The following is a 23986-nucleotide window of genomic DNA, read 5'->3' on the forward strand; positions in this document are numbered from 1 at the left end:
GGGAGAGGAATATGATTATGGCATAGCTGGAAGGTTTTCAATCTACAGGATAAGGGCTAAGTGCTGGCCCATCCAGGCCCCGTTCCTTACGGCCATAGCGCTGTGGCGTATAGTTGAGCCGCGCCGCCTCCCGTATCCGGCCATTGCGCATCTGGCCTTCGACCAGTTCATATCCCATCAGCGCGAAGATGCGGTCGCCGAGGAAGATCGGTCGGGCATTGCCATACCAGTCGACACAGCTTGCCTGACAACCATCATCGACCCATTTCCCGGGATCAGCGTCGAGTTCACCCGCCATTGAGAATTGGCGGTTGTCGCGGCGCAGGAACAGCATCGCCGCCGATGACCCGAGTTGCTGGTGGAAGCGACGTTCCACTTGCCGGGCAATGGGCAGGCCCAGCGTCCCTGAGGCGCCATCGGACGAGTCCCTGTCCGGGCGGTAGAAATAGGCATGGCTGCGCGACTCTCCCTGACCGGCTGCCGGCATGGTGAAAACATTGGAGATATGCGGCTTTGCGCCGTTCAGCGTAACCGCGCTGAAACCCAGATTATCGCTGGTGCCGCTGCCGATGATCACGGCATCGCTGCCCAGTTTTTCAATCCGTTCGATGCCATGTTTCACCGGAATGCGGACGGCATCGCCTCCGCCTAAAGAGGCCACATAGGCGGTCGGTCTGGTTTCGCGGCCATAGCCTTGCTGGCGGCCATGGCCATAGACGATGTGGTTGCCGACAAAGCGGTTCTCCATCTCCCAATAATAGCCATTGGCATCGCTCAGGGCGCGGTAATAGTCGGCGGCAATGCTGTTCGAGCCATCGCCGAGCGCATCAAGCGGCAACTGGATCAGGCTGACAACGCCGCCCGATCCGCGCGAAATCTCGATTGCCGGATCGATGCTCTCGCTGGTGACCAGAACATTGATGCGCTGCTTGTCGGATTCTTCCAGAAAGGAGAATTGGTTGACCGGCATACCCTGTGCGCGGATCGCCTGAGGGCGTGAACCATCAAGCGGGAGGCGATAGAGATGGGCGTTGGTCTTGCCCTTGTTATCATCACCCTGCCTGCTCCGGCTATTGTCCATCATCCAGAGATAGACAGCATCTCCCGAAACATAGAATTCGCGCGACCATCCTGCGATAACGGCGGTGGCATCGCAGTCGAAATCATCGCTGGCTACATCGCAGCGGGTGACGCTGTGCAGGGTCGAGACATTGTCGTCGGGATCATCGAACAGGTCGCCTGCGATAAACACCTGTTTTGGTCCGGCAATCCGGTTGAAGGCACGCTTGCCATTGTCGCCACCCCAGCGGCGGACACCGGGCAGGGCATCAAGAGGCTGCTCGCCATAGTGAAGGTCGAGCGGTGTGTAGAAAATCAGCTCGGAGCCGATCAGGCGTGAGGCGTAGTTTTCTGCCGAATAATAGTCATTGGAACGCAGATGATAGGCATCTTCATAGGTCAGCTTGCCATCATCGCTCAGCGTAAAGCGTGTAATCTCGGTGCCGCCACGCGAATAGCTATAACCGATCACAATGACCCGATTGCCGGAGATCAGCATCTCGTCATACCAGGAACCACGGCCATCGGCATCAGGCGGAAAGGCATTGATATGGTCGATGGCGCGCATATCGCCGTTCGCCGTCGAAATGGTGAAGATGCGGCCACGGCGCAGCACGACCATGATATCGCCCTTGCGTTTGACGATACCGCCTTCATCGACACCCGCTGTCTGGTTGTTGGTAATGCTTTCCTCGGCGGGGGCTGAGGCATCTGCAGCCGCTTCCGTGGCGTCTTCGAAATCATAGTTGTACTTTGCAGCACGGCGCTCGCGCATTTTGCGCTGACTAGTGAGAAATTCGCTCAGCTCTTCTTCCGACTGAAACGCACGCAAACTATCAGTCGGGGCAGATGTGATCGGCTCGGCTTGCCCGGTACACGCCATCAGCAATAGCAGCGCGCTGCCCAAGGTCATGGCCAGGCATTGCCTGAAATCAATGGCCTCATTGCCGCTCGAAGGTTGCTTTGTGCCTGTGGTCATTACCATTTCCTCCCCTGGAAAATCATAAATACCAATATTCGACATGTCGTTGCGGCAATGGCTGGCCTTCGCTTTGGCGCTGGTCTATCCATGCCGAATGATATGCACCCGTTACAACGAGCGATCTACGCTCTGTCATGAATACAGGCTGAAACCCTGTCATGGGTGCGCTTGTGGCTGACCAGGATTTGCAAGCTGCTTCGGCTGACACCCCAAAAGAAGCGCCTTCGCAACACAAGGACAAGCGGGACAGATCCCCCGATCCGTTGCGCGAGGCCTGGCACTGGCTGCTGCACTGGTGGCAGGATTCGGTTGAGGAAATCGACCACATTGCAGTGATCAACAAGGTACAGGCGGAATCGGGCATTACCGGGCGCTATATCTTCATGACCGCAATGTCGGCTGGCATCGCCATTCTCGGACTGTTGCTGTCATCGCCGGCGGTAGTCATCGGCGCAATGCTGCTGTCACCGCTGATGAGTCCAATCATCGGCGCCGGCTTCGCACTGGCGATTGGCGATATACGATGGCTCAAAACCTGTTGCTGGGCGCTGCTGGTAGGGACGATATTGTCGATTCTGTTCTGCGCCTTCATCGTACTGTTCAGTCCGCTCGACTCCGTGACGCCGGAAATCGCCGCACGCACCCGGCCCAACCTGTTCGACCTTGGCGTTGCATTCTTTTCGGCGCTGGCTGGTGCCTATGCGATGATCAAGGGCCGCGAGGGCACGATTGTCGGCGTTGCCATTGCGACAGCGCTGATGCCGCCACTGGCCGTGGTCGGTTTTGGTCTCGCCACCGGAAACGGCGTGGTATTGGGCGGCTCGCTGTTGCTGTTCTTCACCAACCTGATGACCATCGCGCTCACCGCAGCGATCATGGCACGGCTCAACGGTTTTCGCTCGTCACTGTCGTCGCAGCAGACACTGTGGCAGTCATTGGTGGTGGTCGGCATCTTCCTGTTGCTCGCAGTGCCTCTGGGCCTGTCGCTGCAGCAGATCGCCTGGGAAGCCAATGCCTATCGCCGTGCCAACGCTGTTGTCGCGGACCAGTTTGGCGACAAGGCGCGAGTGAGCCAGATCGATCTCGATTTCATCAGCGATCCGACCCGGATCAACGCCACCGTTTTGACCCCGCAGTTGCAACCCGATGTCAGCGAGCGGGTGCAGCGACTGCTGAGCAACGAGCTGGGCGAACCGTTCGAGGTGGTGATCAACCAGTATCGTGTCGGCATTGACAATGACGATGCAGTGAAGACGGCGGAGCTGGCCGCGGCCCGCTTGCAGGCACAGAATATCGAGGAAGACCGCCGTGTCAGCGGTCTGGTCACCGCAATGGCAATGGTCGCCGGTGTACCACCGGAAAAGGTGCTGGTCGATCGCACTGCCAAGCGCGCGGTGGTCAAGGCCGAGCCGCTACCCAATGCCGGGCTGGGCAGCTATTATGTGCTGGAGCAGCGGCTGGCGGCGATGAAGCCCGACTGGGCTGTGACTATTGAGCCGCCGGCAGCGGCGTTGCCCGAATTGCTGCTGACCGCAGGGGATCCGCCGACGCCCGATCCGCAGGATTATGCGTTGGCTTTATGGGCGATCCAGCGCATCGATGCGCCGGTGGCGGTGTCCGGCGATGGCGCTGCTGCGCGAACGCTGGTCGAACGGTTAGGCGCGGCAGGTGTTACCGCGCGTTATACCGGCCGCGGCCGGGCGCAACCCGGGCGGTTGTTGCTTGACTGGCTACCGCCCGATGCGGCGGCGGAGGAGGAATGATCAGGACGCGATTCTGAGATCGGGCTGGCTCAACCCCGGTTTGTCCTGGCCGCCATGCAGACCGTCAAATACCGTATCCAGCACAATGTGCAGATTGGCGTCGGTCGATGTATTCCACATGTTCATCATGATGTCCGGATTGCAGAATGGCTGGAGCATCAGGTTGATCAGCGACACCACATGGTCAATTTCCATGTCCCGGAAATAACCTTCGGCCATGGCTTCGGCAACGATCACCGAAAGATAGTGATCAGCAAGGTCGATATAGCCGCGAATGACTTCGAAATGCTGGTGCCCGATTTCCATATAGCTCTCGAACAGCTTGGGATCGGCCTCGAAGCGGCTGCGCTTCAACCCGAGGCGGCGGGAGAAGAAGGCGAACATCTTTTCCTTGGCCGACATGTCGGAGGCGATGACCTCTTCCATGATGGTGTTGAGTTCTTCAAACCAGCGCCCGGCCATGGCCTCGTAAAAGGCCTCTTTCGATTCGAAATAGCGATAGAGATTGGACTGCGACATGCCGCAGGCAGTGGCAATTTCGGAAATGTTGAAGTCGACAGCACCGCGCTGGCGGATCAGGTCTTCCGCAGCTTCCATGATTTCGTTGCGGATCTTGTCAGGATCAATTTGTGGACGTGGCATGTATTACTCCCTTGCGCAAACTCCCTGCGCGTACTGCCCCCGGCATGCATAGAAGGTGCGTGTCCGGCGGGTTTGTCCCGCACTCCACACATTGCCGTCCTAATGTCATACGACAGTTATATGATAAATGAGAGTATTTATCAATTATCATTTTTGCAACACAGGATGCAGATTTGTGCAACTGCGAAATAACGCTCAGGATTCGGTCTTGCCGGTATCCGCTTTCTGCTCGTGATCGATGATCGCCTGTTTCTGCCATGCAGGAATGGGCAGGTCGGTTAGATCCTCGACGCGCATATGCACGACACACAGGCCATGGTCTTCATGGCTGTGACGAAGCCGTTTTTCCTCGGCCATGTCGCTCGGGACAACGGCCAGCCGCCGATTGATCCGCGAACGATAGTGCATGCGCGCTGTGTTTTCCTGCCCGATAAAGCAGCCCTTGTCATAGGCGACACCGTTGAGCTCCTCGGCATTGCATTCGAGCCACAGCGTTTTGTCATCGCCCAGTTCGACCCGCCCCTCGGTAACACCAAGCGAAAGGCGATGGGTGTGCCAGGCCGCATCAGCGCTGTCACTGTCTTCAGAAGCCGGGGCGAGCCAGCGCCAGCCCAAGGCCGGCATGCGTGGATCAGAGACAGCACCGTCGCGCGGATCGAGGCTCCAATGCACCGACAGGCTGTCATCAGCATCAATGCTGATATCGCGGCGCAGGCGATAGATGGTGAGGCGGCGGATCAGATTGTCGCGTGCCTCGGCCTCGCAATCGACGAGGACATCGTCGCCATCGACCCAGAGGATGAAATCGAACAGCGCCTTGCCCTGCGCCGTCAGCAGCCCCGACCAGAGCGGTTCACCGGCGGTCAGCTTGCCGACATCCTGGGTCACCAGTCCCTGGAGGAATTCGACGACATTGTCGTCATCGCCATTGGCGGTGAGGCGGATGATCGCCCGTTCGGAAAGATGTGTTGCAGCCATGCCGAATAAGTAATCGTCAACTGCGTCAATGCAAGTTGACTTTCGCCTGTCTCGTGTCAATTCATGTTGTCATGACCGAAACACTGACGATTACCCGCCCTGATGACTGGCATGTGCATTTGCGCGATGGCGCGATGCTTCAGGCGGTGGCGCGCTATACCGCGCGGCAATTTGCCCGCGCCATCGTGATGCCCAATCTCACGCCGCCGGTGACCAGCAGCGCCATGGCTGCGGCTTATCGCGAGCGGATCATCGCGGCGCTCGATGAAGGGCAGGATTTTACGCCGCTGATGACCTGCTACCTGACTGATAATGCTGATGCCGACGACATGGCGTATGGCTTTGAAGCGGGCATTTATACTGCGGCCAAGCTCTATCCCGCCGGGGCAACGACCAATTCGGATTCAGGGGTCACGGATATTGCCCATATCAAGGGTGCGCTGGCGCGGATGGCGGATATCGGCATGCCGTTGCTGGTGCATGGCGAAGTCACCGATGCAGATATCGACATATTTGACCGGGAAAAGGTGTTTATCGAGCGGATATTGCGTCCGCTGATCGAGGAACTGCCGCACCTCAAAGTGGTGTTCGAGCATATCACCACCGAGGATGCGGTGGAATTTGTCAAAGCCGCAGGACCCAATGTCGCGGCGACGATCACCGCACATCATCTGCATATCAACCGCAATGCCATGTTCGAAGGCGGCATAAGGCCGCATGCCTATTGTCTGCCTGTGGCCAAGCGCGAACAGCATCGCAAGGCACTGCGCCGTGCCGCCACTTCGGGCTCGCCGAAATTTTTCCTTGGCACAGACAGCGCGCCGCATGAAGTCGAGGCGAAGGAGTCGGCATGCGGCTGTGCCGGTATCTTCAGCGCGCCTTATGCGCTGGAAAGCTATCTGGCGGTGTTTGAAGAGGAAGGCGCTATCGACCGTTTTGAGGGCTTTGCTTCCTTTCACGGCCCGGATTTTTACGGCCTTCCTAGGAACACAGACAGCATAACGCTGAACCGGAAAGCCGTCACGGTGATGGAAGGGTTGCCTGCTGCGGGGACGGTGGTGGTGCCGTTTCATGCCGGCGATACCATTGATTGGGAATTTGCCACCTAACCGGTTCGTGCCCGATAGCTTTTGCGCGCCATGAGCAGCGCATTGCCCGAATAGAGAATCAGCGCGGTCCAGATCAGCCCGAAACAGATAAGGTGCGACATGGTCAGCGGCTCGCGATAGAGAAAGACGCCGAGCAGGAACTGGATGGTCGGGCCGATATATTGCACAAAGCCGAGAGTCGCCAGCGACAGCCTTTTTGCCGCTGAAGCGAAGAACAGCAAAGGTGTCGCGGTGATCGCACCGCCCAGCACCAGATAGATGTCGGTGCGCAGGGAATAGCCCATGCCCGGACTGGAATCGTATAGAAATGCCCAGCCGGCAAACGTAGCGGCGATGGGGAGCAGCAGCGTCGTTTCTGCGGTCAGGCCAGGTACCGATTTCACCGGCGCGACCTTGCGCACCATGCCGTACAGGCCGAAGCTTGCCGCCAGCGCCAGGCTGATCCAGATCGATTCCAGCGTTTCCACCGCCAGCACCGCCACCCCCAGTGCCGCCATGGCGACGGCGAGCCACTGTATCGGCTGCAACCGTTCTTTCAGGAAGAAATAGCCGAGCACGACATTGAGCAGCGGGTTGAGATAATAGCCTAGGCTCGCGGCCAGTATCTGGTCATGATAGATCGACCAGATATAGATCAGCCAGTTGGTCGCGATCAGCGTCGCGCTGATCAGCATCAGCCGCAATGTCTTCGGATCACGCATCACCCGGCCGAACTCTCCGAGCCGTTTGCGCAGCCACAATATCACCAGCAACAGCGGCACTGACCAGATGATCCGGTGCGCCACCACTTCGAGCGCGGAGATTTCCACCAGCTGTTTGAAGAACAGCGGCATGAAACCCCAGATGGTGTAAGCGGCGAGCGCATGGACCAGTCCGGTACGCGCCGAATTGTCTTCGGTCTCTACCGCTGTTTCTATGGGGGTGTCATCGCGCGCCATGAGCGCCATCTAGGCGCTTGCGAGAGATATTGCACGCAAGATAATCTCTTGCAGCCCAAAGTCAGATGATCAGAAAATTCCCGCCCCCAGCCACAGCCGGACAATACAGATCGCGGTGACGATCAGGCAGAAATTGCGCCCGCCATTTTGCGATGACAGCGCCCCGATCAGCGTACCGAAAAGCGCGATCGGTACGATCATCCAGTTAAGTGCGCCCAGAAAGGGCAGGAACGCCGGAATGGCGAGAACGAGGGCAACAAGCCCGATGAGTATGGAGAGTAGATTGAGCATTGCTGTATTATATCAGTGTTACACTGAGATGCAAGTGCAACTTGACGGAAAACTGACGCCATAGTTGCTGATTGTTCATAATAATACTGCTAAACATGAACATGTGGGGCGATTGAGAACAGGGCTGATCGATGGAGTATGCAATATGAAGACTGTGATCCCCAGGCTGATGGCACCGATAGCCCTTTTTGTAGTCCCCATGAGCGCGCAGGCCGCTGATATGACGATTGCGCCTGCATCGCACAGCCTGACGGCCGAAACTGTGAGCGTCGCCACCTTCGGACCTTTGCCACTGATGGCGCAGCAGGCATTTGACGACGATGACTGGTATGATGACGATGACCGCTGGGATCGTCGCGACCGGCGCCGTTTTCGCGAGGGCCGCCGTTTCCGACGCGACCAGCGCATTCGTCGCAACACCCGCATCTGGCGCGGGCGCGATGGCCGCTTTCGCTGCCGCCGCGATGACGGCACCACCGGCCTGCTGATCGGCGGCGTGGTGGGCGGGCTGATCGGCAATGAGCTGGGCCGGCGCGGCGACAAGACGCTGACCACTCTGCTGGGCGCGGTTGGCGGCGCGTTTCTGGGCCGTGAAATTGATCGCGACGGATATCGTTGCCGCTGATCGGCTTTTCTGTCATTCCTCTCTGCATCGGGCGGTGCGATAGTGATCGGGCCGCCCGAAATGCTGTGATCGCGAAGGGGAATGATGATGATCAACGGTCCGATACTCGTGACCGAGCGGCTGATCCTGAGACCGCCTGCGCCCGAAGATTTCGAAGCCTTTGCTGAATTCTCCAGCGATGAGGAAACCACGCGCTTCATTGGCGGGGTATTGGAACGCGGCGCGGCATGGCGCGCTTGGGCGGGTATGGCGGGTGCCTGGCATCTGCGCGGATTTTCGATGTTCTCGGTGCTGTTGCGCGACGATGGCCAGTGGATCGGCCGGATCGGTCCATGGGAGCCGGAAGGCTGGCCGGACAAGGAGATTGGCTGGGGCATTGCCCTGGAGCATGTCGGCAAGGGCTATGCCCGCGAAGCGGCTGTGGCCTGTATGGACTTCGTCTTCGATCTGCTGAAATGGGACAAGGTTATCCACACTATTGATCCGGAGAACATTGCCTCGATCAAGCTGGCTGAGCGGCTGGGCTCGACCAATAAGGGGCCGACCCGGTTGCCGCCGCCATTGCAGGATTTCCGTGTCGACAGCTATGAACAGACACGCGATGAATGGCGCGCCAATCGCCAGAACTTTGCAGGAGCAGGACAATGACCGATGAGCATTATGTCGACCCCGGCCGCGAGCTGTTCACCGCCTTCAAGGACCTGCCGCGCGATACCCCGATCAACATGATCAACATGCTGCGTTTCCGTGAGCATGCTGCCTATCCCGATGATCATCCGCGCGTTGCTGAGGGGCTGAGCGGGGCCGAGGCCTATGCGCATTATGGCAAGGAAAGCGCGCCGATATTCCAGCGTGTCGGTGGCAGTATCATCTGGCGCGGTGCGTTCGAGACGATGCTGATCGGGCCGAACGAAGAGCGCTGGGATGCGGTGTTTATCGCCCGCTATCCGGCCGCGGCGGCGTTTCTCGAAATGGTTACCGATCCCGATTACCGCAATGCAGTGGTCAACCGCCAGGCGGCGGTGGCAACATCACGGCTGATCCGCTGCGGCGAGATGCCTGACGGACTCAGCGCCGACGGCGCCTTTGCCTGAACCCTGCTCCTCCCGATATGGGACATTTGCGTGATTTTACTCGCCAGATTAACCATTTTGCCTAACAGTAATTTAACACTTTGAGTGCCATGGATAACGCAAAATTAATCTTTGCGCCGGGCTGTTCCCTGGAGGGATGAATCGGGTAGCCCGTGAGCGCGGACCGGGAGCGAGACGATGACAGCTATCATGATCGACAGGAATGTAGCATTTGCTACAGGGCCGGCATTGCCGCTGCGCTCGCTGCTGATGGCCGGTGCCATGGCGCTGCTGCTTTCGGCCTGTGGTGTCGGCAATGAGGCCGAAGAGGAAACCGATGCGGCACGTGACCCGGCGGTAGCAGGCGCGCTGGAAGACGAGCTGCTGGTCGATCCCGATCTTGCCGAAAGCTCGAACCAGAATAATGCGCTTGATCCTCAGGGTGCCAATAGCGGCGCGGTACCGGTGACCGCTGCCGACAGCCGCGCAGCGGTGGCAGCAGCCAATGCCGAATTTGCCGAAGAGGGCATGCTTGGCGCGCCCAGGCCCGACAAGGCCAGTGATGAGGATTGCCGTGGCTGTGACGGCGGCCGCAGCGGCGTGACGCTGGGTGCCAAGGCGGCAATGCAGCAGGGTAAGGGCGGTTGCGATGCCAAGCTGAAATATGATGCCAAATGGGCCACCCGCATGCCGCCCGAATTCAATGTCTATCCCCAGGCCAATGTCCGCGAGGCAGCGGGTGTCGAGAACGGCCAATGCGATCTGCGCGCCGTCAGCTTCACCTCACCGGCCGGTATCAAGGACATTGTCGACTATTATTTCACCAAGGCACAGCGCGGCGGTTATACGGCGCAATATCTTGTTCGCGATGATGGCGATCATATGCTGGGCGGCATCCGTAACAGCGATAACGGAGCCTATGTCATCTTTTTGCGAACGCTGAAGGGTGGCGCGACCGAAGTCGATATCGTGGCCAGTAAGGGCCAGTAAAGAAAACGGCAGATCTTATTCCGCGTCGGGGTCCTGTTGCGCCGCACGCGCTGACATTAGCGTGTCGGCCGCGCCCGGATCGACCGAGCGCAGATGCAGGTCGCGCTGCGGGAAGGGGATTTCGACCTCATTTTCCTTGAGCAGGTCCCAGACCCGCATCATGATGTCGCCACGGACATTGCCGACGCCCTTATGCGGGTCATTGATCCAGGCGCGGATCTCGAAATTGACGCTGTTGTCGCCAAATTCCAGCAGCCACGCGACCGGCTTGGGGTTTTTCAGCACCCGGGGCGACTCGTTCACCGCTTTGAGCAGCAGTTTCTGTACCAGCTTCATATCGCTGTCATAGCTGACCCCAACCGGGATCTTCATCCGCACATTGGGGTCGGAATAGGACCAGTTCTCAACCTCGGTAGTCATCAAATTCTCGTTCGGGATCAGATGCTCCTTGCCGTCACGCGTGAGCACCGAAACGGCGCGCACCCCGATCTTGTTGACCCAGCCAAAGCTGTCACCGACGACGATGATGTCGCCCGGTTTTATAGAACGGTCCATCAACAGGATGATCCCGGCAATCAGGTTACCGACGGTCTTTTGCATGCCAAAGCCGATGGCGAGGCCAAAGGCACCCGAGAAGACTGCCAGTGCTGTCAGGTCGATGCCCAGGACATTGAGGCCCAGGACGAAAGCCACAGCGAGTATCGCTACGGTGGCCAGCTTCTGCGCCAGCACTTTTTGCGAGCTGTCGAGCGTATCAGTCGTGTTGATGACATGACCTGCGACGCGGATGATGACACGCGCAATGGCAAACAAAATTACGGTGGTGACCAATATGGTGGCCACCCACCACAGGGTAATCCGGCGTGTGCCGATGTTGATGCCGACGCTTTCCAGCGCGATGTAGATTTCCTGTATCTCTTCGACCAGCGCGAAGCCGGTGCCCAGCGCTATGATGATGCCGACCACCGTACCAAGCCAGTTGGGCATGCGCACACCGCGAACCAGATTGTTGGAAAACAGTCCGGCCGTTATTGCCACTGTCAGTGCGAAAATGACATGGGCGATGACTTCCCAGCTATAGACCGACAGAAATATGCTGGCGAGGATGAAGACAACGGCCTGGCGACACATATTGCGAATGCGCCGCTGTGCCAGCTCGCTTTCATAACCGGCCCTGTGCTCCCATAATTTGCCGAGCAGGGGCCCGATGGACCGGCTTACCAGCCAACCAACAACCAGTGCGGCAATGACCAGTATGGCGGCGATAACCCCCTGAACATAAATGATGTCACCTGGCGAATCGATCATTGCTGATCGCAACTGGGTGGTAATCTGGTCCATCATAGAGCCAGTCTAAACGCCTCAAGCCCGGAAGCAAGGTCGGCGGTCAGGTCATCCGGGTCTTCCAAGCCGACCTGCAGCCGCACCAGATGCCGGTCGCCCGGATCATAGTGCGCCGGTGGCCATGGCGTTGCGCTGCGGTCCGGTGTCGGATCGACAGGGATGGCCAGGCTCTCATAGCCGCCCCAGCTATAGCCGATTCCGAACAGCGTCAGTGCATCGACCAGTGCGTCACGCGCCGCAGCGCTGCCGCCTTTGAGGACAAAGGAGAACAGGCCGCTGCTACCGGTAAAATCACGCGCCCAGATATCGTGGCCAGGGCAAGAGGGCAGGGCGGGGTGAAGCACATGCGCTATCTCGGGTTGCTCCGCCAGCCAGCGGGCGAGCGCCAGTGCATTGCCCTGATGCCGTTCCAGCCGGACATCAAGCGTGCGCAGGCCGCGCGCGGCGAGATAGGCATCATCGGGTGAGATTACATGGCCCAGTGCCTGCGCAGTGCGCCGCAGCCGCCACCAGTGTTTCTCATTGGCAGTTGCTGCGCCCAGCATCACATCCGAATGGCCTACAATATATTTGGTGCAGGCGTTCATCACAATGTCGACACCCTTTTCGATCGCGGTGAAAAAGTGCGACGTCGCCCAGGTATTGTCGAGCAGGGTGACGATTTTGGGATTGGCGGCTTTTGCCGTCTGGCACATGGCCGGAATATCACTGACCTCGAAGGTCAGGCTGCCCGGGCTTTCCATCCAGATGGCGCGGGTTCGCTCACAGACCAGATCGGCAATGGCGGCACCGGCAAGCGGATCAAAAAACCGGGTTTCGACACCCATGCGCCTGAGCAGACTATTGGCCATGCCGCGGCTGGGGTCATAGCTGTTGTCACTCATCAGCAGCACATCGCCGGGTGACAGCACCGCGAGCAGCGATCCGGCAATGGCGGCAACACCTGAGGGGTAGAGCATGGTGCCGTGTGCCCCAGGTTCCATGCCGGTCAGCGCATCAGCCAGCGACCATTGGGTGGGCGAACCGCGACGGCCATAGAAAAAGCGGCCATCTTCATTGGCCTTGGGGCCGTCGCGCAGATCGGCAACACTGTCATAAAGATGGGTGCTGGCACGCCATATCGGGGTGTTGACCACCGGCCCGGTCCAGCCTTTTCGCCGCCCGGCTGTGACTGCACGGGTGGCGGGTCTTTGGTTGGATGGTGTTTTGTCTTCAGCCAAATTCTTAACAGTCAGGCTCAGGGCTAACGGTCTATATTAACCGGTTGCCTTGGGAGTATCCGCATCGGCGCCCCATTCGGCCCAGCTACCATCGTAAAGTGCGACATCGCCCTTGCCGAGCAGCGTGGCGCCAAAGGCCAGTACCGAGGCGGTCATGCCTGAGCCGCAGGTGGTGACGATGGGTTTTTCAAGGTCGACACCGGCATCGGTAAAGGCGGCGCGCAGATCATCGCCGGTTTTCCAGGTGCCGTCGCTGTTGAACAGTGCCATATGCGGCACGTTGACCGAGCCGGGGATATGACCGCTGGCAATGCCGGGGCGCGGGTCTTCTTCGACACCGCTGAACCGGGCGGCGGGGCGGGCATCGACGACCTGCTCGTCCTTGCTGTGCAGATTGGCCAGCATTGCCGCCTTGTCGCGCAGATTCTTGTCGTCCTTCCACACAGTGAAATGGCGGTGGCGCAGTTGCTGCTTGCCGCCTTCCAGCGGGCGATCCTCGGCCTTCCATTTGGCGATGCCGCCATCGAGGATCGCGACTTCATGCGCGCCGAACATGGTGAGCATGAACCAGGCGCGGGCTGAGGATTTCAACGGGCTGTCATCATAGAGCACGATCCGGCTGCCATCACCAAGTCCGAGTGACTGCATGCGGCTGGCGAATTTCTCGGGCCGCGGCAGGGTGTTCTCGATCGGGGAGTTGTTATCGACCAGCTCGGCCAGGTCCATGAACACGGCGCCCGGGATATGCCCTGCTTCATATTCCGCAGCTGCGTTGCGGCCACTGTCCGGCAGGAATTTGGTGGCATCGACAATGCGCAGGTCGGTGGCACCGAGTTCATTGGCCAGCCATTCGGTAGATACGAGCAAGTCCATAATATTCCCCATAATTTCACGCTGATCATACACTTGGTTGTGCGGCGCGCTTCTGGTCCGGATGAATTGTGTTCTCTGATTTATTAGTGACTCGAAACCGGGGCGTCGAGAGAAGAAATGCGTCTTTCCATGACTCAATTGAGGGTTTCGAGAAAGCCTCGTGCCTGATCGCGCAGGGCCTGTTTTTCGGCATCGCCTTTCCGCAGCCAGTTGCGATAAGGCATGGCGAGGCGGTTATTGCCCCTTAGGATCGCTTCATTGCGCGCCAGAAAATCCCAGTAAAGCGCGTTGAACGGGCATGCTGTTTCACCAGTTTTGGCCTTCACATCATAGCGGCAATGACCGCAATAGTCGGACATTTTTTGAATATAGTTGCCGCTGGCGGCATAGGGCTTGCTCGCCAGCAGCCCGCCATCGGCATATTGGCTCATGCCGAGCGTGTTGGGCAGTTCGACCCATTCATAGGCATCGGCATAGACTTCGAGATACCAGCGGTGCACCTGCTCCGGATCGACACCGGCAAGCATCGCGAAATTGCCGGTAACCATAAGCCGTTGGATATGGTGCGCATAGGCGTGGTCGAGAGTCTGGCCGATGGCCTGCGACAGGCAATGCATGTCGGTGTCGCCATCATAATAGAAAGCAGGCAGATCGCGGGTCGCGTTCAGATGGTTGCGGGTCACATAGTCCGGACCCTCGCGCCAATAAATGCCGCGGACATATTCGCGCCAGCCGATGATCTGGCGAATAAAGCCCTCTGCGGCATTGAGCGGCACTTTGCCCTGATGGTAGCATTCTTCGACCTCGCGGCAGAGCTGCACCGGATCGAGTAGTCCGGCGTTGATATAGGGTGACAACAGCGAGTGCCACAGAAACGGCTCGCCGGTCAGCATAGCATCCTGATAGTCGCCAAATTGCGGCAGGGCATGATCGAGAAAATTGCGCTTCTGCCGCAGCGCCTCTTCATGTGTCACCGCAAAGTGGAAATGGTCGAGGCTGCCGGGATGATCGGCAAAACGCGTCGCCACCATATCCAGCACTTCGCTGGTGATGGCATCCGGCTGGAAGCGGATCGGCTGCGGCATCATCCGGTCGCGCTCCCCGTTTTTGGCGGGCGCAGGCTTGCGATTCTCTGCATCATAATTCCACTTGCCACCTTCGGGCTGGCCATCTTCATCGAGCAATATGCCGGTCTTGCGCCGCATCTCGCGGTAGAAGAATTCCATGCGCAGCTGCTTCTTGCCTTCGGCCCAGTCTTCGAACTCCTGGTGTGTGGCGAGGAAACGGTCATCGGGGCAGATGGTGACGGGCAGGCCGAACTGGTCCTGCCAATTGTCCATCATTTCACGCACACGCCATTCGCCCGGTTCGGTGGCGCGGATGGCATCAGGGCCATGGCGCTCAATGGCGCGCGCGACCTCACCGGAAAAACTGCCGCGATTATCGGGATCGTCGAGCGTCACATAATCGACCGTCCAGCAGCGTTTGCGCAGATCCTCGGCATGATGCCGCATCGCCGACAGGATGAACGCGATCTTGGCCTTGTGGTGTTTGACATAGCTGGTCTCGTCGGCGACCTCCATCATCAGGATGATGCCGTGTTCCGGATCGGCACCGGCCAGGCTGGACAGATCATGGCTGAGCTGGTCACCCAGCACGGGAATAAGCACTTTATTGTTCATAAAGCGCCTAACGCGTCACGCGGCAAAGGGCTGCATAATCAACAAGATTTCCGGTTTGACCGATGGCATGGCCTTTCGGCTCAAGCTGCCGAATGTTCAGTCCAGCGGCAGCGCACCGATAATCCGCTCCAGTTCCTGGCGATATTCTGCGCTGCTGCCGGCAGCGCCCAGCAGCCCCTTTGCGATCATATGGATGGTAAAGGCCAGCGTCTCTGCCTGCTGCTGCGATATATCGGGCAGGGCCTGGTTCAGCGCATCGGTCATGGCCAGTCGGATGCGTGCTGTCGCCAGATCCGCTTCTTCGCTAGACACATCGCTGACCATCGCGACGATCTCGGCGCTGTGCGGCGCCGCCTTCAGCAGATCGACATATTGGCCGATCCAGCTATGGACCGCGTTCACGATGCGCTCGCGCAAGGCCCCCGAATCCGCAAGCTTTGCAAGGCAATCCTCACAGCTCTGCTCGATCAGCGAGCGCGCAGCCCAGCCAAAGGCTTCCTCCTTGGAACTGAAGCGATTGTACAGCGCCTGACGCGAGATACCGAGCCCATCGGCAAGATCGCGCATCGAGGTTTTGCGAAAGCCATATTGCGCGAAAACACGGACAATTTCTTTGAGGTCTTCTGATCGATCCATATTTCAATCTTGACATATTATGCATAAAGTGTCAATTACGCAAAGACACATATCACTTACAAGGAATTGCACATGCCTCTCGTAAACGCCACCGGTGTCAGGAACTGGACTCCAGATCGCCTGACTGATCTGACAGGGAAGCGCTATCTTATCACCGGAGGAAATTCCGGTATCGGCCTTGAAGCGGCGAAGATGCTGGCCGAGCGCAATGCGGATGTGGTTATCGGCGCGCGCAACGCCACCAAGGGCGCGACCGCCGTGGCGGCGATCGAGTCACTGGGAACTGGTAGCGCTGAGATGCTGCAGATCGATCTGGCGGACATGACTTCGATCCGCTCGGCGGCAGAGGAGGCGAAGCCCCGCTTTGGCACGCTGTCCGCGCTGATCAACAATGCCGGTATCATGCAGACCCCCAAGCAGCAGACCAGGGACGGGTTCGAGATGCAGTTGGGCACCAACCATCTCGGCCATTTCCTCTGGACTGCGTTGATGATCGGTCAGGTCGACCCGGCGCAAGGACGCATCGTCACTGTCTCGAGCATTGCGCATAAATATGGCAAAATTCATTTTGATGATCTGATGCTCGATAAATCATACGACCCCAGCGCCTCTTATTTTCAGAGCAAGCTTGCCAACCTGCTGTTTGCCCAGGAACTGCACCGTCGCCTTATAGCTTCAGGTTCGCACATCAAATCGGTGGCGTGCCATCCCGGCTATTCCGACACCGAGCTGCAAAGCACCGGGCCGACAGGGTTTCTGAACGCACTCTATAAATTCACCAACGCCCTGATGGCGCAACCGGGCAAACTTGGTGCTTATCCCACCGTTCTTTCCGCAGCGGGTGATGAGGCGATTTCCGGTGCCTATTATGGCCCGACCGGCTTGATGGACATGCGCGGCCCGGTGGGTGACAGCTATGTCGAACCGCGCGCGCTTGACGAAGCGGTCGCACAACGCCTGTGGCAGGTCAGTGAAGAGCTGGTCGGCGACAGGCTGGTGGTCTGAAGCAGGCTGATCGCGCACATCTTGGCACAGACGGATTGCGTTTCTGCGCAATCTGCCACAAGAGCCGTTTGCACAAATTACAAAGATGCTCGCCCGAACCTGCATGAACACTATTCTTGCGTGATCGCAGCGGCCTTGTTGACGAGGAATGACGGACAGTCATGTCGCCGTTGATTATCATGCTGCTTCTTGCATCGGCCGTCATCCACGCGGCATGGAATGCACTGGTCAAAAGCGGTCAAGACCGCCTCTGGTCGATAGCGGTGATTTCCCTGTTCGGCGCGATTGCGGCTTTGCCCTTCGCCATTGGTCTCCAGCCGCCAGCGGCGGCCAGCCTGCCCTATATTGCTTTCTCCTCTGGCCTCCAGATTGGCTACTGCCTGTTTCTGGTGCGGGCTTATGATCATGGTGATCTGGCGCAGGTCTATCCGATTGCCAGGGGAAGCGCGCCGCTTCTTGTCACTGTCGGAGCAGCGCTGTTTGCCGGTGAATTGCCGGGAACCTATGGGCTGGCCGGTATTGCTCTGGTGTCGCTCGGCATATTTGCCCTGGCGATTGGCAACCACCGCGCGGACACACAGTCACTGCTTTCGGCGCTGGCTGCTGGTGCATTCATCGCCAGCTATATGGTTGTCGATGGACTGGGCGTCCGTCTCGCAGGCAGCGCTGCCGGATATGCCGCCTGGCAAGCTGTTGTCGCCGGCTTTCTGATTCCTCTGACATTCATCGCCATCAGGCGGAGAAGGCCGGTAATGCCCCGGGGCAGGGAAGGCGTCATGATCGTCGTTGCCGGGATATTGTCGACTCTGGCCTATTGCATCGCAATATGGGCAATGAGCGAAAGCCCCTTGGGCGGCGTATCGGCGCTGCGCGAGACAAGCATATTATTTGCCGCCTTGCTGGGTGTGGTGGCGCTGCGTGAAGCGATAACCTTCCGCAAAATTGCAGGCGCCGTGCTTGTGACCGCCGGGGTTGTGTACCTGTCATGGACATGAAGCGGGCGGTTGGTAAGATCAGAAATCTTTACCGACCGCCCTTTCACATCATGACAGCACCGACATGGCGCTCAAGCCATGTCGTAGTGAACCGCCGTCAGGCCAATCAGAAAAAGCCGAGCTTGTTCGGATTATAGCTCATCAGGATATTCTTGGTCTGTTGATAATGGTCGAGCATCATCTTGTGTGTTTCGCGCCCGATACCCGATTGTTTATAACCGCCAAAGGCTGCGTGCGCTGGATAGGCGTGGTAATTGTTTACCCAGACCCGGCCCGCCTCGATCGCGCGGCCAAAGCGGTAGCAGCGATTGGCATCGCGTGACCACACGCCGGCGCCGAGGCCATACATGGTGTCATTGGCGATGCTCAGTGCCTCTTCTTCGTCCTTGAAGGTGGTCACCGAGACGACCGGTCCAAAGATTTCCTCCTGGAAGACCCGCATCTTGTTATGGCCTTTGAGGATCGTCGGCTGGATATAAAACCCGTTTTCCAGCCCTGCGACGGTTTCCAGCTTGCCGCCTGTCAGCACTTCGGCCCCTTCCTCGACACCGATGGTGAAATAGGAGAGGATCTTGTCCTGCTGCTCCCGGCTGGCCTGGGCGCCGACCATGGTCTCCATGTCGCGCGGGTCGCCGCGTTTGATTGCCTCGACTCGCTTGATCGCGCGGGCGATGAACTCCTCGTAAATATCTTCCTGGATCAGCGCCCGGCTGGGACAGGTGCAAACCTCACCCTGATTGAAGGCAAACAGCACAAAGCCTTCGACTGCCTTGTCAAGAAAAGCGTCATCCTGGGCCATGACATCGCTGAAGAAGATATTGGGTGACTTGCCACCCAATTCCAGCGTGACCGGGATAAGGTTCTCGGTCGCCGCCCGCATGATCTTGCGTCCGGTTTCGGTCGAGCCGGTAAAAGCGATTTTGGCGATGCGGTTGGAACGGGCCAGCGCCGCGCCGACCTCACCGCCATAGCCGTTGACGATATTGAGCACACCATCGGGCAGCAGATCGGCGATGGTCTCGACGAGCACCATGATCGCCGCCGGTGTCTGCTCGGCGGGCTTCAGCACCACGCAATTGCCGGCCGCCAGCGCCGGGGCCAGTTTCCATGCCGCCATCAGCACCGAGAAATTCCACGGGATAATCTGGCCGACCACGCCGAGTGGTTCATGGAAGTGATAGGCCACGGTGTCGGCGTCGATTTCCGACATATTGCCTTCCTGCGCCCGCAATACGCCGGCAAAATAGCGGAAATGGTCGACCGCCAGCGGAATATCGGCGGCCATGGTCTCGCGGATCGGTTTGCCATTGTCCCATGTCTCGGCGGTGGCGATCAGTTCAAGATTTGCCTCGATCCGGTCGGCAATCTTGAGCAGGATATTGGAGCGTTCTGCAGCACTGGTACTGCCCCATCCATCCTTGGCGGCATGGGCGGCGTCCAGCGCCAGTGCAACGTCATCAGCATCCGAACGTGCGACTTCGCAGACCTTTTCGCCGCTGATCGGGGTGATGTTGTCGAAATACTTGCCGTTGACCGGAGCAACAAATGCGCCGCCGATAAAATTGTCGTAACGGGGCTTGAAAGGCGATGTGTATTCCGCCTTTATCTGGCTCATCTCGTTCATAACATCTCTCTCCTCTCCTTGATTGCATCGGCAATCTACATGCCATTGTCCGTCGTAACCTTGATCGCGATCAAAATTGTGTCAGTTGCTGCGGCCGGGATATTCTGAGCGCCACAGGCGATGGGGGCAGCCCCTCAATTAGTCTTAGACGAGAGAATGGGCCGTCATCACCGGTCCTGCGCTTGCGATCTCGTCTCTTGCTTGCGGATGATGACAGATCGTTTGCGTCACGCTAAAGGCTGCCAGCATGACCGACAGCCCGAACCCGCAATCGAACAGCCCCCAGTTTTTGGGCAAGGAAACGCCGCTTCCCGCATCACCCGATGAGGCAGTGCTTGACTATGTGCCCAATCCGCGCCGCGACAATCCCTATATGGTGCGGTTCACTGCGCCGGAATTCACCTCGCTTTGCCCGGTGACGGCCCAGCCCGATTTCGCGCATCTGGTGATCGACTATGTGCCCGATGCCACCATCGTCGAGTCCAAATCGCTCAAGCTGTTTCTCGGCAGCTTTCGCAACCATCAGGGGTTTCATGAGGATTGCACCGTGGGCATTGGCGAACGGTTGAGCCGCGAGATGCAGCCCATATGGTTGCGCATCGGTGGATACTGGTATCCGCGCGGCGGGATCCCCATCGATGTGTTCTGGCAGTCGGGCTCGCCACCCGCCAATGTCTGGCTGCCGCCACAGGAGGTACCCGGCTATCGGGGGCGTGGCTGACAGGACCACCAGTTCCGTAAATCCAACATATCCTTGATCTTGTTTTGTTCCAATGATAAAGAATCGGAACAAGGCAAGAACACCAGGAGTTGGATATGGTTTCCCTTATCGCTTCCCCGCGCGACGGATGGCAGAGATTTCCGGCCTCACGTGCACTGTCGACGCTGCTGCTCAGCGATGATTCGCTTATGGGCGATGCCGTAGCTTCGGATATCGATACGGTGTTCGGCACCGAACCGGCGCGCGCCGCGCTTGACGCCTCTGCCTCCAGCATGTTGTCGGGCGATTATGATCTGATATTCCTGCAATGCGACCAGCGGCTGGTCGATGGCGTGAAGATACTTTCGGCCCTTGCGGAACAGCCGATCACCGCACGACCCTCGCTGATCGTACAGTGCAGCCTGGAAACGCTCGATGACCTGTTCCTGTTTGCCGAATCGCTCGAGGCCGATGTGCTGGTCGGACCCGACTCGGCCGAGCGCATCATGGCGCTGACGACGCTGGCGCGACGCACCGGCCTGCGCGAGGAAGGCGACGAAACTGCTGAGCAGCTGCGCCGGCTGGGTGAACAGATTGCCAGTTTTGCCGAGCAGATCAGCCAGATGCGCGATGCCGTGGACGGGCTTGCTTCGGGCAGGGCATCGCCACCGCGCCTGGCCAGCCCCGACCAGTCCTTCGCTGCCCCCGACAGCGATTATGCCCATGGCCTGCCGAGTGGACCGGGGCGCGGCTTGCGTGCCGCTGATATCCGCCAGATCATTGCCCAGAGGCGTATGCGTGATGCGTTTTTCCCCGGCGACCTGTTCGCCGATCCGGCATGGGATATCTTGCTTGATCTCTACGCCGCATATCTGGAGAAGCTGGCAGTATCGGTGTCGAGCCTGTGCATTGCCGCTGCGGTGCCGCCGACAACCGCGCTGCGCTGGGTCAAGCTGATGACCCGTTCGGGCCTGCTCGAACGTCGGCCTGATCCCGACGACCGCCGCCGGGTGCATGTGGTATTGTCCGCTGATGCACTAGGGGCGATGCAGGGCTATTTCTCGCGCACTCCCGGCAATGGCAATGGCAAGAAACCGGGGGCACTGCCCGGCATCTGAATCACCTCACCGATGCGCATCATCGGATATTAATCTGTTTCGGTTATTGGTTGACACTTGACCGGCGCGTCAAAACGCCTAAATACGCGGCTTCGTTCCGGCATTTGCTGGCAAGATGGGCGATTAGCTCAGTTGGTAGAGCATCTCGTTTACACCGAGAGGGTCGGCAGTTCGAGCCTGTCATCGCCCACCATCTTTCCCCGATATATGCACCTTTGCCAGCGTAATCGCCGCTGCGCTATCTCCGGAAGCGGCTCTTCAGCCCGTTTTTGCGTCAGCTCCGGCCCCAGCCTCTGTTCCTGCTAGTGTATCCTCGAGCATCGTCGCCGCGCGGCTGCCGAACCAGTTCATGCCGCCGAGCATGCGCCACACTTCGCGCCCCTGCGAATCATAGAGCACGGTGGTCGGCATCACCCCGGTGCCGATGGCAAAGCCCAATGTGTTTTCGGTGTCGAGATAGGGCTGCAGCTTCTGAAAATCCCTTTCGGCAAAAAACGGCCCGACCACCTCGGCGCCCTTATTGTCCTGTGACACCACCAACACCTGCAGCCGTTCCTCTTCGCGGACAGCCAGCTTGTCAAGGGTTGGCATTTCGAACACGCAGGGGCCGCACCAAGTTGCCCATAGATTGACCAGCAGTGGCTTGCCGCGAAAATCGGCGAGTGACACCGCGCTGCCATCGGGCGCGGTAAAGCTGCCTTCCGGTGCCGGTGTGCCGCGCTTCGAGATATCGAGCTTGCCGCTGGGGCCGAGTTCGGGCGGCGGCGGGACAGTTTCGCCAGCCACTGCATCGGCGGTCTCTTGCTCCCCGCCGGGCGATTGCGTATCGCAGGCGCCGAGCAACAGCAGCAGCGTCGGCAACAGGGCAGCAGAGAATATGCGCGACAATGACGGGAAACGGGACGTGAACATGAATCAGGGCTCCAACACCATGTGGGGCGGGCGGTTCGCCGAAGGGCCGTCCGCCATCATGCAGGAGATAAATGCATCGATCCCGTTCGACAAGGCATTGTGGCGTCAGGATATCGCGGGATCGCTGGCGCATGTCGCGATGCTCGCCAAACAGGATATTATCAGCAGCGCCGATGCCGAGGCCATTACCGCCGGCCTGCACCAGATCGCCGAGGAGTTTGCCGCTCATGGTGTCACCGAGGACTGGGCACTGGAAGATATTCACATGCATGTCGAGGCGCGGCTGAAGCAGATTGTCGGTGATGCTGCCGGCCGGTTGCACACAGCGCGCTCGCGCAATGATCAGGTCGCGACCGATTTCAGATTATGGGTACGTGATACCATTGATCAGGCCGATGCCGCGCTGGCGGTGTTCCAGTCCGTACTTGTCGATCGTGCCGAGGAGCATGCTGCGGCGATCATGCCCGGTTTCACCCATTTGCAATCGGCTCAGCCGGTAACGCTCGGCCATCATCTCATGGCCTATTATGAGATGATCGACCGCGACCGTTCGCGGTTCGCCGCGGCCCGTATCCGACTCAACCAGTGCCCGCTTGGCGCGGCGGCGCTGGCCGGCACCGGTTTCCCGATCGACCGCGAGCAGACCGCTGCGGCGCTGGGCTTTGATAAACCGACGCGCAATTCGCTCGACAGCGTATCCGATCGTGATTTCGCGCTGGATTATCTGATGGCGGCAAGCCAGTGCGCGCTGCACCTGTCCCGGCTGGCGGAGGAAATCATCCTCTGGGCCAGCCAGCCCTTCGGTTTTGTCACCCTGCCCGACAGCTTTTCCACCGGTTCGTCGATCATGCCGCAAAAGCGCAATCCCGATGCCGCCGAGCTGGTGCGGGCGCATTCGGCGCGAATCACTGGCTGCCTGCATGCGGTGATGATGACCATGAAGGGCCTGCCACTCGCTTATTCCAAGGACATGCAGAATGACAAGCCGCCGGTGTTCGAGGCCGAGGGGCTGCTGGCGCTGTCGCTCGCGGCGATGACCGGCATGATGCGCGACATGAGCTTCCGGCCCGAGGCGATGCGCGCAGCGGCGGAGCGCGGCTATGCCACGGCCACCGACCTTGCCGACTGGCTGGTGCGCGAGGCCGATATCCCGTTTCGCGAGGCACACCATATCACCGGAGAGGCAGTGCGGCTGGCTGAGGCCGAAGGCGTGGCGCTCGACGCGCTGTCACTTGAGGCGCTGCAGGCCATTGATGCCCGTATCGATGCGCGGTTATTCTCGGTGCTGTCGCTCGATGCCTCGGTGGCCAGCCGTAACTGCTATGGCGCAACCGCGCCGGATCGCGTAAGGGAACAGATTGCAGCTGCCCGGACGCGGCTGCAATCAGGCTGACTCGCCGCCTGCAACATGGCCCGCAACTTGGATC

23 protein-coding genes and 1 tRNA gene are annotated in these 23986 nt (G+C 59.1%); 12 read left to right on the forward strand and 12 right to left on the reverse strand.

The window, feature by feature from the left end:
• Positions 1 to 37 precede the first annotated feature (37 nt).
• Entirely contained in the window at positions 38 to 2038 is a 2001-nt protein-coding gene (locus AAFX04_03045) for a beta-propeller domain-containing protein (GenBank protein MEO1044399.1), read from the reverse strand.
• Between the two features lie 173 nt (positions 2039 to 2211).
• Between AAFX04_03045 and AAFX04_03050 the strand changes: the two genes are divergently transcribed.
• Positions 2212 to 3804 carry a DUF389 domain-containing protein gene (locus AAFX04_03050; GenBank protein MEO1044400.1) on the forward strand — a complete coding sequence of 531 codons (1593 nt, stop codon included), beginning with the start codon at positions 2212 to 2214 and terminating at the stop codon, positions 3802 to 3804.
• Here the strand turns inward: AAFX04_03050 and AAFX04_03055 are convergent, their stop codons facing one another.
• Together AAFX04_03055 and AAFX04_03060 are read right to left on the reverse strand one after the other, a co-directional pair.
• The gene (locus tag AAFX04_03055) at positions 3805 to 4446 is read right to left on the reverse strand and encodes a TetR family transcriptional regulator (protein ID MEO1044401.1); all 642 of its coding nucleotides are present in this window, start codon (positions 4444 to 4446) and stop codon (positions 3805 to 3807) included.
• A 195-nt stretch (positions 4447 to 4641) separates the two neighbouring features.
• Entirely contained in the window at positions 4642 to 5424 is a 783-nt protein-coding gene (locus tag AAFX04_03060; protein ID MEO1044402.1) for a folate-binding protein, read from the reverse strand.
• A gap of 71 nt (positions 5425 to 5495) precedes the next feature.
• Here AAFX04_03060 and pyrC point away from each other — a divergent pair, with 71 nt between their 5' ends.
• Complete coding sequence (gene pyrC / locus AAFX04_03065) at positions 5496 to 6533, forward strand: dihydroorotase (protein MEO1044403.1); 1038 nt, start codon at positions 5496 to 5498, stop codon at positions 6531 to 6533.
• On the opposite strand, the gene rarD is transcribed toward pyrC, so the two are convergent.
• Positions 6530 to 7471 carry an EamA family transporter RarD gene (gene rarD / locus AAFX04_03070; GenBank protein ID MEO1044404.1) on the reverse strand — a complete coding sequence of 314 codons (942 nt, stop codon included), beginning with the start codon at positions 7469 to 7471 and terminating at the stop codon, positions 6530 to 6532. The genes pyrC and rarD overlap by 4 nt on opposite strands.
• Before the next feature lie 69 nt (positions 7472 to 7540).
• On the reverse strand, positions 7541 to 7762 hold the full coding sequence (locus tag AAFX04_03075) for a hypothetical protein (protein MEO1044405.1): 222 nt from the start codon (positions 7760 to 7762) through the stop codon (positions 7541 to 7543).
• 199 nt (positions 7763 to 7961) lie between these two features.
• On the opposite strand from AAFX04_03075, the gene AAFX04_03080 reads away from it, so the two are divergent.
• From AAFX04_03080 to AAFX04_03095, 4 genes are all read left to right on the forward strand, one after another.
• Positions 7962 to 8387, forward strand: a complete 426-nt coding sequence (locus tag AAFX04_03080; protein ID MEO1044406.1) for a glycine zipper 2TM domain-containing protein — start codon at positions 7962 to 7964, stop codon at positions 8385 to 8387.
• A gap of 87 nt (positions 8388 to 8474) precedes the next feature.
• Entirely contained in the window at positions 8475 to 9035 is a 561-nt protein-coding gene (locus AAFX04_03085; protein ID MEO1044407.1) for a GNAT family N-acetyltransferase, read from the forward strand.
• Positions 9032 to 9481, forward strand: a complete 450-nt coding sequence (locus AAFX04_03090; GenBank protein ID MEO1044408.1) for a DUF1330 domain-containing protein — start codon at positions 9032 to 9034, stop codon at positions 9479 to 9481. The genes AAFX04_03085 and AAFX04_03090 overlap by 4 nt, the downstream gene beginning before the upstream one ends.
• A gap of 177 nt (positions 9482 to 9658) precedes the next feature.
• Entirely contained in the window at positions 9659 to 10450 is a 792-nt protein-coding gene (locus tag AAFX04_03095; protein MEO1044409.1) for a hypothetical protein, read from the forward strand.
• Between the two features lie 15 nt (positions 10451 to 10465).
• Here the strand turns inward: AAFX04_03095 and AAFX04_03100 are convergent, their stop codons facing one another.
• The 5 genes from AAFX04_03100 to AAFX04_03120 all read right to left on the reverse strand — a co-directional run bounded on the left by AAFX04_03100 (position 10466) and on the right by AAFX04_03120 (position 16205).
• Positions 10466 to 11794: a mechanosensitive ion channel domain-containing protein gene (locus tag AAFX04_03100; GenBank protein ID MEO1044410.1), complete on the reverse strand. Its 1329-nt coding sequence runs from the start codon at positions 11792 to 11794 to the stop codon at positions 10466 to 10468.
• Positions 11791 to 13014 (reverse strand): cystathionine beta-lyase, encoded by a 1224-nt coding sequence (gene metC / locus AAFX04_03105; protein MEO1044411.1) that lies wholly within the window; start codon positions 13012 to 13014, stop codon positions 11791 to 11793. Before metC ends, AAFX04_03100 begins: the two co-directional genes overlap by 4 nt.
• 36 nt (positions 13015 to 13050) lie before the next feature.
• Positions 13051 to 13887 carry a 3-mercaptopyruvate sulfurtransferase gene (gene sseA / locus AAFX04_03110; GenBank protein MEO1044412.1) on the reverse strand — a complete coding sequence of 279 codons (837 nt, stop codon included), beginning with the start codon at positions 13885 to 13887 and terminating at the stop codon, positions 13051 to 13053.
• Positions 13888 to 14021: 134 nt separating this feature from the next.
• Positions 14022 to 15569: a cryptochrome/photolyase family protein gene (locus AAFX04_03115; GenBank protein ID MEO1044413.1), complete on the reverse strand. Its 1548-nt coding sequence runs from the start codon at positions 15567 to 15569 to the stop codon at positions 14022 to 14024.
• 96 nt (positions 15570 to 15665) lie between these two features.
• Positions 15666 to 16205: a helix-turn-helix domain-containing protein gene (locus AAFX04_03120; protein ID MEO1044414.1), complete on the reverse strand. Its 540-nt coding sequence runs from the start codon at positions 16203 to 16205 to the stop codon at positions 15666 to 15668.
• Positions 16206 to 16277: 72 nt separating this feature from the next.
• On the opposite strand from AAFX04_03120, the gene AAFX04_03125 reads away from it, so the two are divergent.
• Both AAFX04_03125 and AAFX04_03130 read left to right on the forward strand, forming a co-directional pair.
• Positions 16278 to 17210 (forward strand): oxidoreductase, encoded by a 933-nt coding sequence (locus AAFX04_03125; protein MEO1044415.1) that lies wholly within the window; start codon positions 16278 to 16280, stop codon positions 17208 to 17210.
• A 161-nt stretch (positions 17211 to 17371) separates the two neighbouring features.
• Entirely contained in the window at positions 17372 to 18205 is an 834-nt protein-coding gene (locus AAFX04_03130; protein ID MEO1044416.1) for a DMT family transporter, read from the forward strand.
• 106 nt (positions 18206 to 18311) lie between these two features.
• On the opposite strand, the gene adh is transcribed toward AAFX04_03130, so the two are convergent.
• Positions 18312 to 19829: an aldehyde dehydrogenase gene (gene adh / locus AAFX04_03135; GenBank protein ID MEO1044417.1), complete on the reverse strand. Its 1518-nt coding sequence runs from the start codon at positions 19827 to 19829 to the stop codon at positions 18312 to 18314.
• A 247-nt stretch (positions 19830 to 20076) separates the two neighbouring features.
• On the opposite strand from adh, the gene queF reads away from it, so the two are divergent.
• From queF to AAFX04_03150, 3 genes are all read left to right on the forward strand, one after another.
• The gene (gene queF / locus AAFX04_03140) at positions 20077 to 20550 is read left to right on the forward strand and encodes a preQ(1) synthase (GenBank protein ID MEO1044418.1); all 474 of its coding nucleotides are present in this window, start codon (positions 20077 to 20079) and stop codon (positions 20548 to 20550) included.
• 95 nt (positions 20551 to 20645) lie between these two features.
• A complete protein-coding gene (locus tag AAFX04_03145; protein MEO1044419.1) occupies positions 20646 to 21647 on the forward strand; it encodes a hypothetical protein in 1002 nt (333 codons plus the stop codon).
• A 117-nt stretch (positions 21648 to 21764) separates the two neighbouring features.
• Positions 21765 to 21840: transfer RNA gene (locus tag AAFX04_03150), tRNA-Val, on the forward strand.
• A 65-nt stretch (positions 21841 to 21905) separates the two neighbouring features.
• Here the strand turns inward: AAFX04_03150 and AAFX04_03155 are convergent.
• Entirely contained in the window at positions 21906 to 22559 is a 654-nt protein-coding gene (locus AAFX04_03155) for a TlpA disulfide reductase family protein (GenBank protein MEO1044420.1), read from the reverse strand.
• A 19-nt stretch (positions 22560 to 22578) separates the two neighbouring features.
• On the opposite strand from AAFX04_03155, the gene argH reads away from it, so the two are divergent.
• Positions 22579 to 23952: an argininosuccinate lyase gene (argH, locus tag AAFX04_03160; protein MEO1044421.1), complete on the forward strand. Its 1374-nt coding sequence runs from the start codon at positions 22579 to 22581 to the stop codon at positions 23950 to 23952.
• The last annotated feature ends 34 nt before the right edge of the window (positions 23953 to 23986 follow it).

The organism is Pseudomonadota bacterium (assembly GCA_039818985.1).
Lineage (GTDB): Bacteria > Pseudomonadota > Alphaproteobacteria > Sphingomonadales > Sphingomonadaceae > Alterisphingorhabdus.

Excerpts from the sequence above, each read along its gene's own strand:
- AAFX04_03045 (MEO1044399.1), bottom strand. The coding sequence starts at position 2,038 with ATGACCACAGGCACAAAGCAACCTTCGAGCGGCAATGAGGCCATTGAT.
- AAFX04_03055 (MEO1044401.1), bottom strand. The coding sequence starts at position 4,446 with ATGCCACGTCCACAAATTGATCCTGACAAGATCCGCAACGAAATCATG.
- AAFX04_03060 (MEO1044402.1), bottom strand. The coding sequence starts at position 5,424 with ATGGCTGCAACACATCTTTCCGAACGGGCGATCATCCGCCTCACCGCC.
- pyrC (MEO1044403.1), top strand. The coding sequence starts at position 5,496 with ATGACCGAAACACTGACGATTACCCGCCCTGATGACTGGCATGTGCAT.
- rarD (MEO1044404.1), bottom strand. The coding sequence starts at position 7,471 with ATGGCGCGCGATGACACCCCCATAGAAACAGCGGTAGAGACCGAAGAC.
- AAFX04_03075 (MEO1044405.1), bottom strand. The coding sequence starts at position 7,762 with ATGCTCAATCTACTCTCCATACTCATCGGGCTTGTTGCCCTCGTTCTC.
- AAFX04_03080 (MEO1044406.1), top strand. The coding sequence starts at position 7,962 with ATGAGCGCGCAGGCCGCTGATATGACGATTGCGCCTGCATCGCACAGC.
- AAFX04_03085 (MEO1044407.1), top strand. The coding sequence starts at position 8,475 with ATGATCAACGGTCCGATACTCGTGACCGAGCGGCTGATCCTGAGACCG.
- AAFX04_03090 (MEO1044408.1), top strand. The coding sequence starts at position 9,032 with ATGACCGATGAGCATTATGTCGACCCCGGCCGCGAGCTGTTCACCGCC.
- AAFX04_03095 (MEO1044409.1), top strand. The coding sequence starts at position 9,659 with ATGACAGCTATCATGATCGACAGGAATGTAGCATTTGCTACAGGGCCG.
- AAFX04_03100 (MEO1044410.1), bottom strand. The coding sequence starts at position 11,794 with ATGATGGACCAGATTACCACCCAGTTGCGATCAGCAATGATCGATTCG.
- sseA (MEO1044412.1), bottom strand. The coding sequence starts at position 13,887 with ATGGACTTGCTCGTATCTACCGAATGGCTGGCCAATGAACTCGGTGCC.
- AAFX04_03115 (MEO1044413.1), bottom strand. The coding sequence starts at position 15,569 with ATGAACAATAAAGTGCTTATTCCCGTGCTGGGTGACCAGCTCAGCCAT.
- AAFX04_03120 (MEO1044414.1), bottom strand. The coding sequence starts at position 16,205 with ATGGATCGATCAGAAGACCTCAAAGAAATTGTCCGTGTTTTCGCGCAA.
- AAFX04_03125 (MEO1044415.1), top strand. The coding sequence starts at position 16,278 with ATGCCTCTCGTAAACGCCACCGGTGTCAGGAACTGGACTCCAGATCGC.
- AAFX04_03130 (MEO1044416.1), top strand. The coding sequence starts at position 17,372 with ATGTCGCCGTTGATTATCATGCTGCTTCTTGCATCGGCCGTCATCCAC.
- adh (MEO1044417.1), bottom strand. The coding sequence starts at position 19,829 with ATGAACGAGATGAGCCAGATAAAGGCGGAATACACATCGCCTTTCAAG.
- queF (MEO1044418.1), top strand. The coding sequence starts at position 20,077 with ATGACCGACAGCCCGAACCCGCAATCGAACAGCCCCCAGTTTTTGGGC.
- AAFX04_03145 (MEO1044419.1), top strand. The coding sequence starts at position 20,646 with ATGGTTTCCCTTATCGCTTCCCCGCGCGACGGATGGCAGAGATTTCCG.
- AAFX04_03155 (MEO1044420.1), bottom strand. The coding sequence starts at position 22,559 with ATGTTCACGTCCCGTTTCCCGTCATTGTCGCGCATATTCTCTGCTGCC.
- argH (MEO1044421.1), top strand. The coding sequence starts at position 22,579 with ATGTGGGGCGGGCGGTTCGCCGAAGGGCCGTCCGCCATCATGCAGGAG.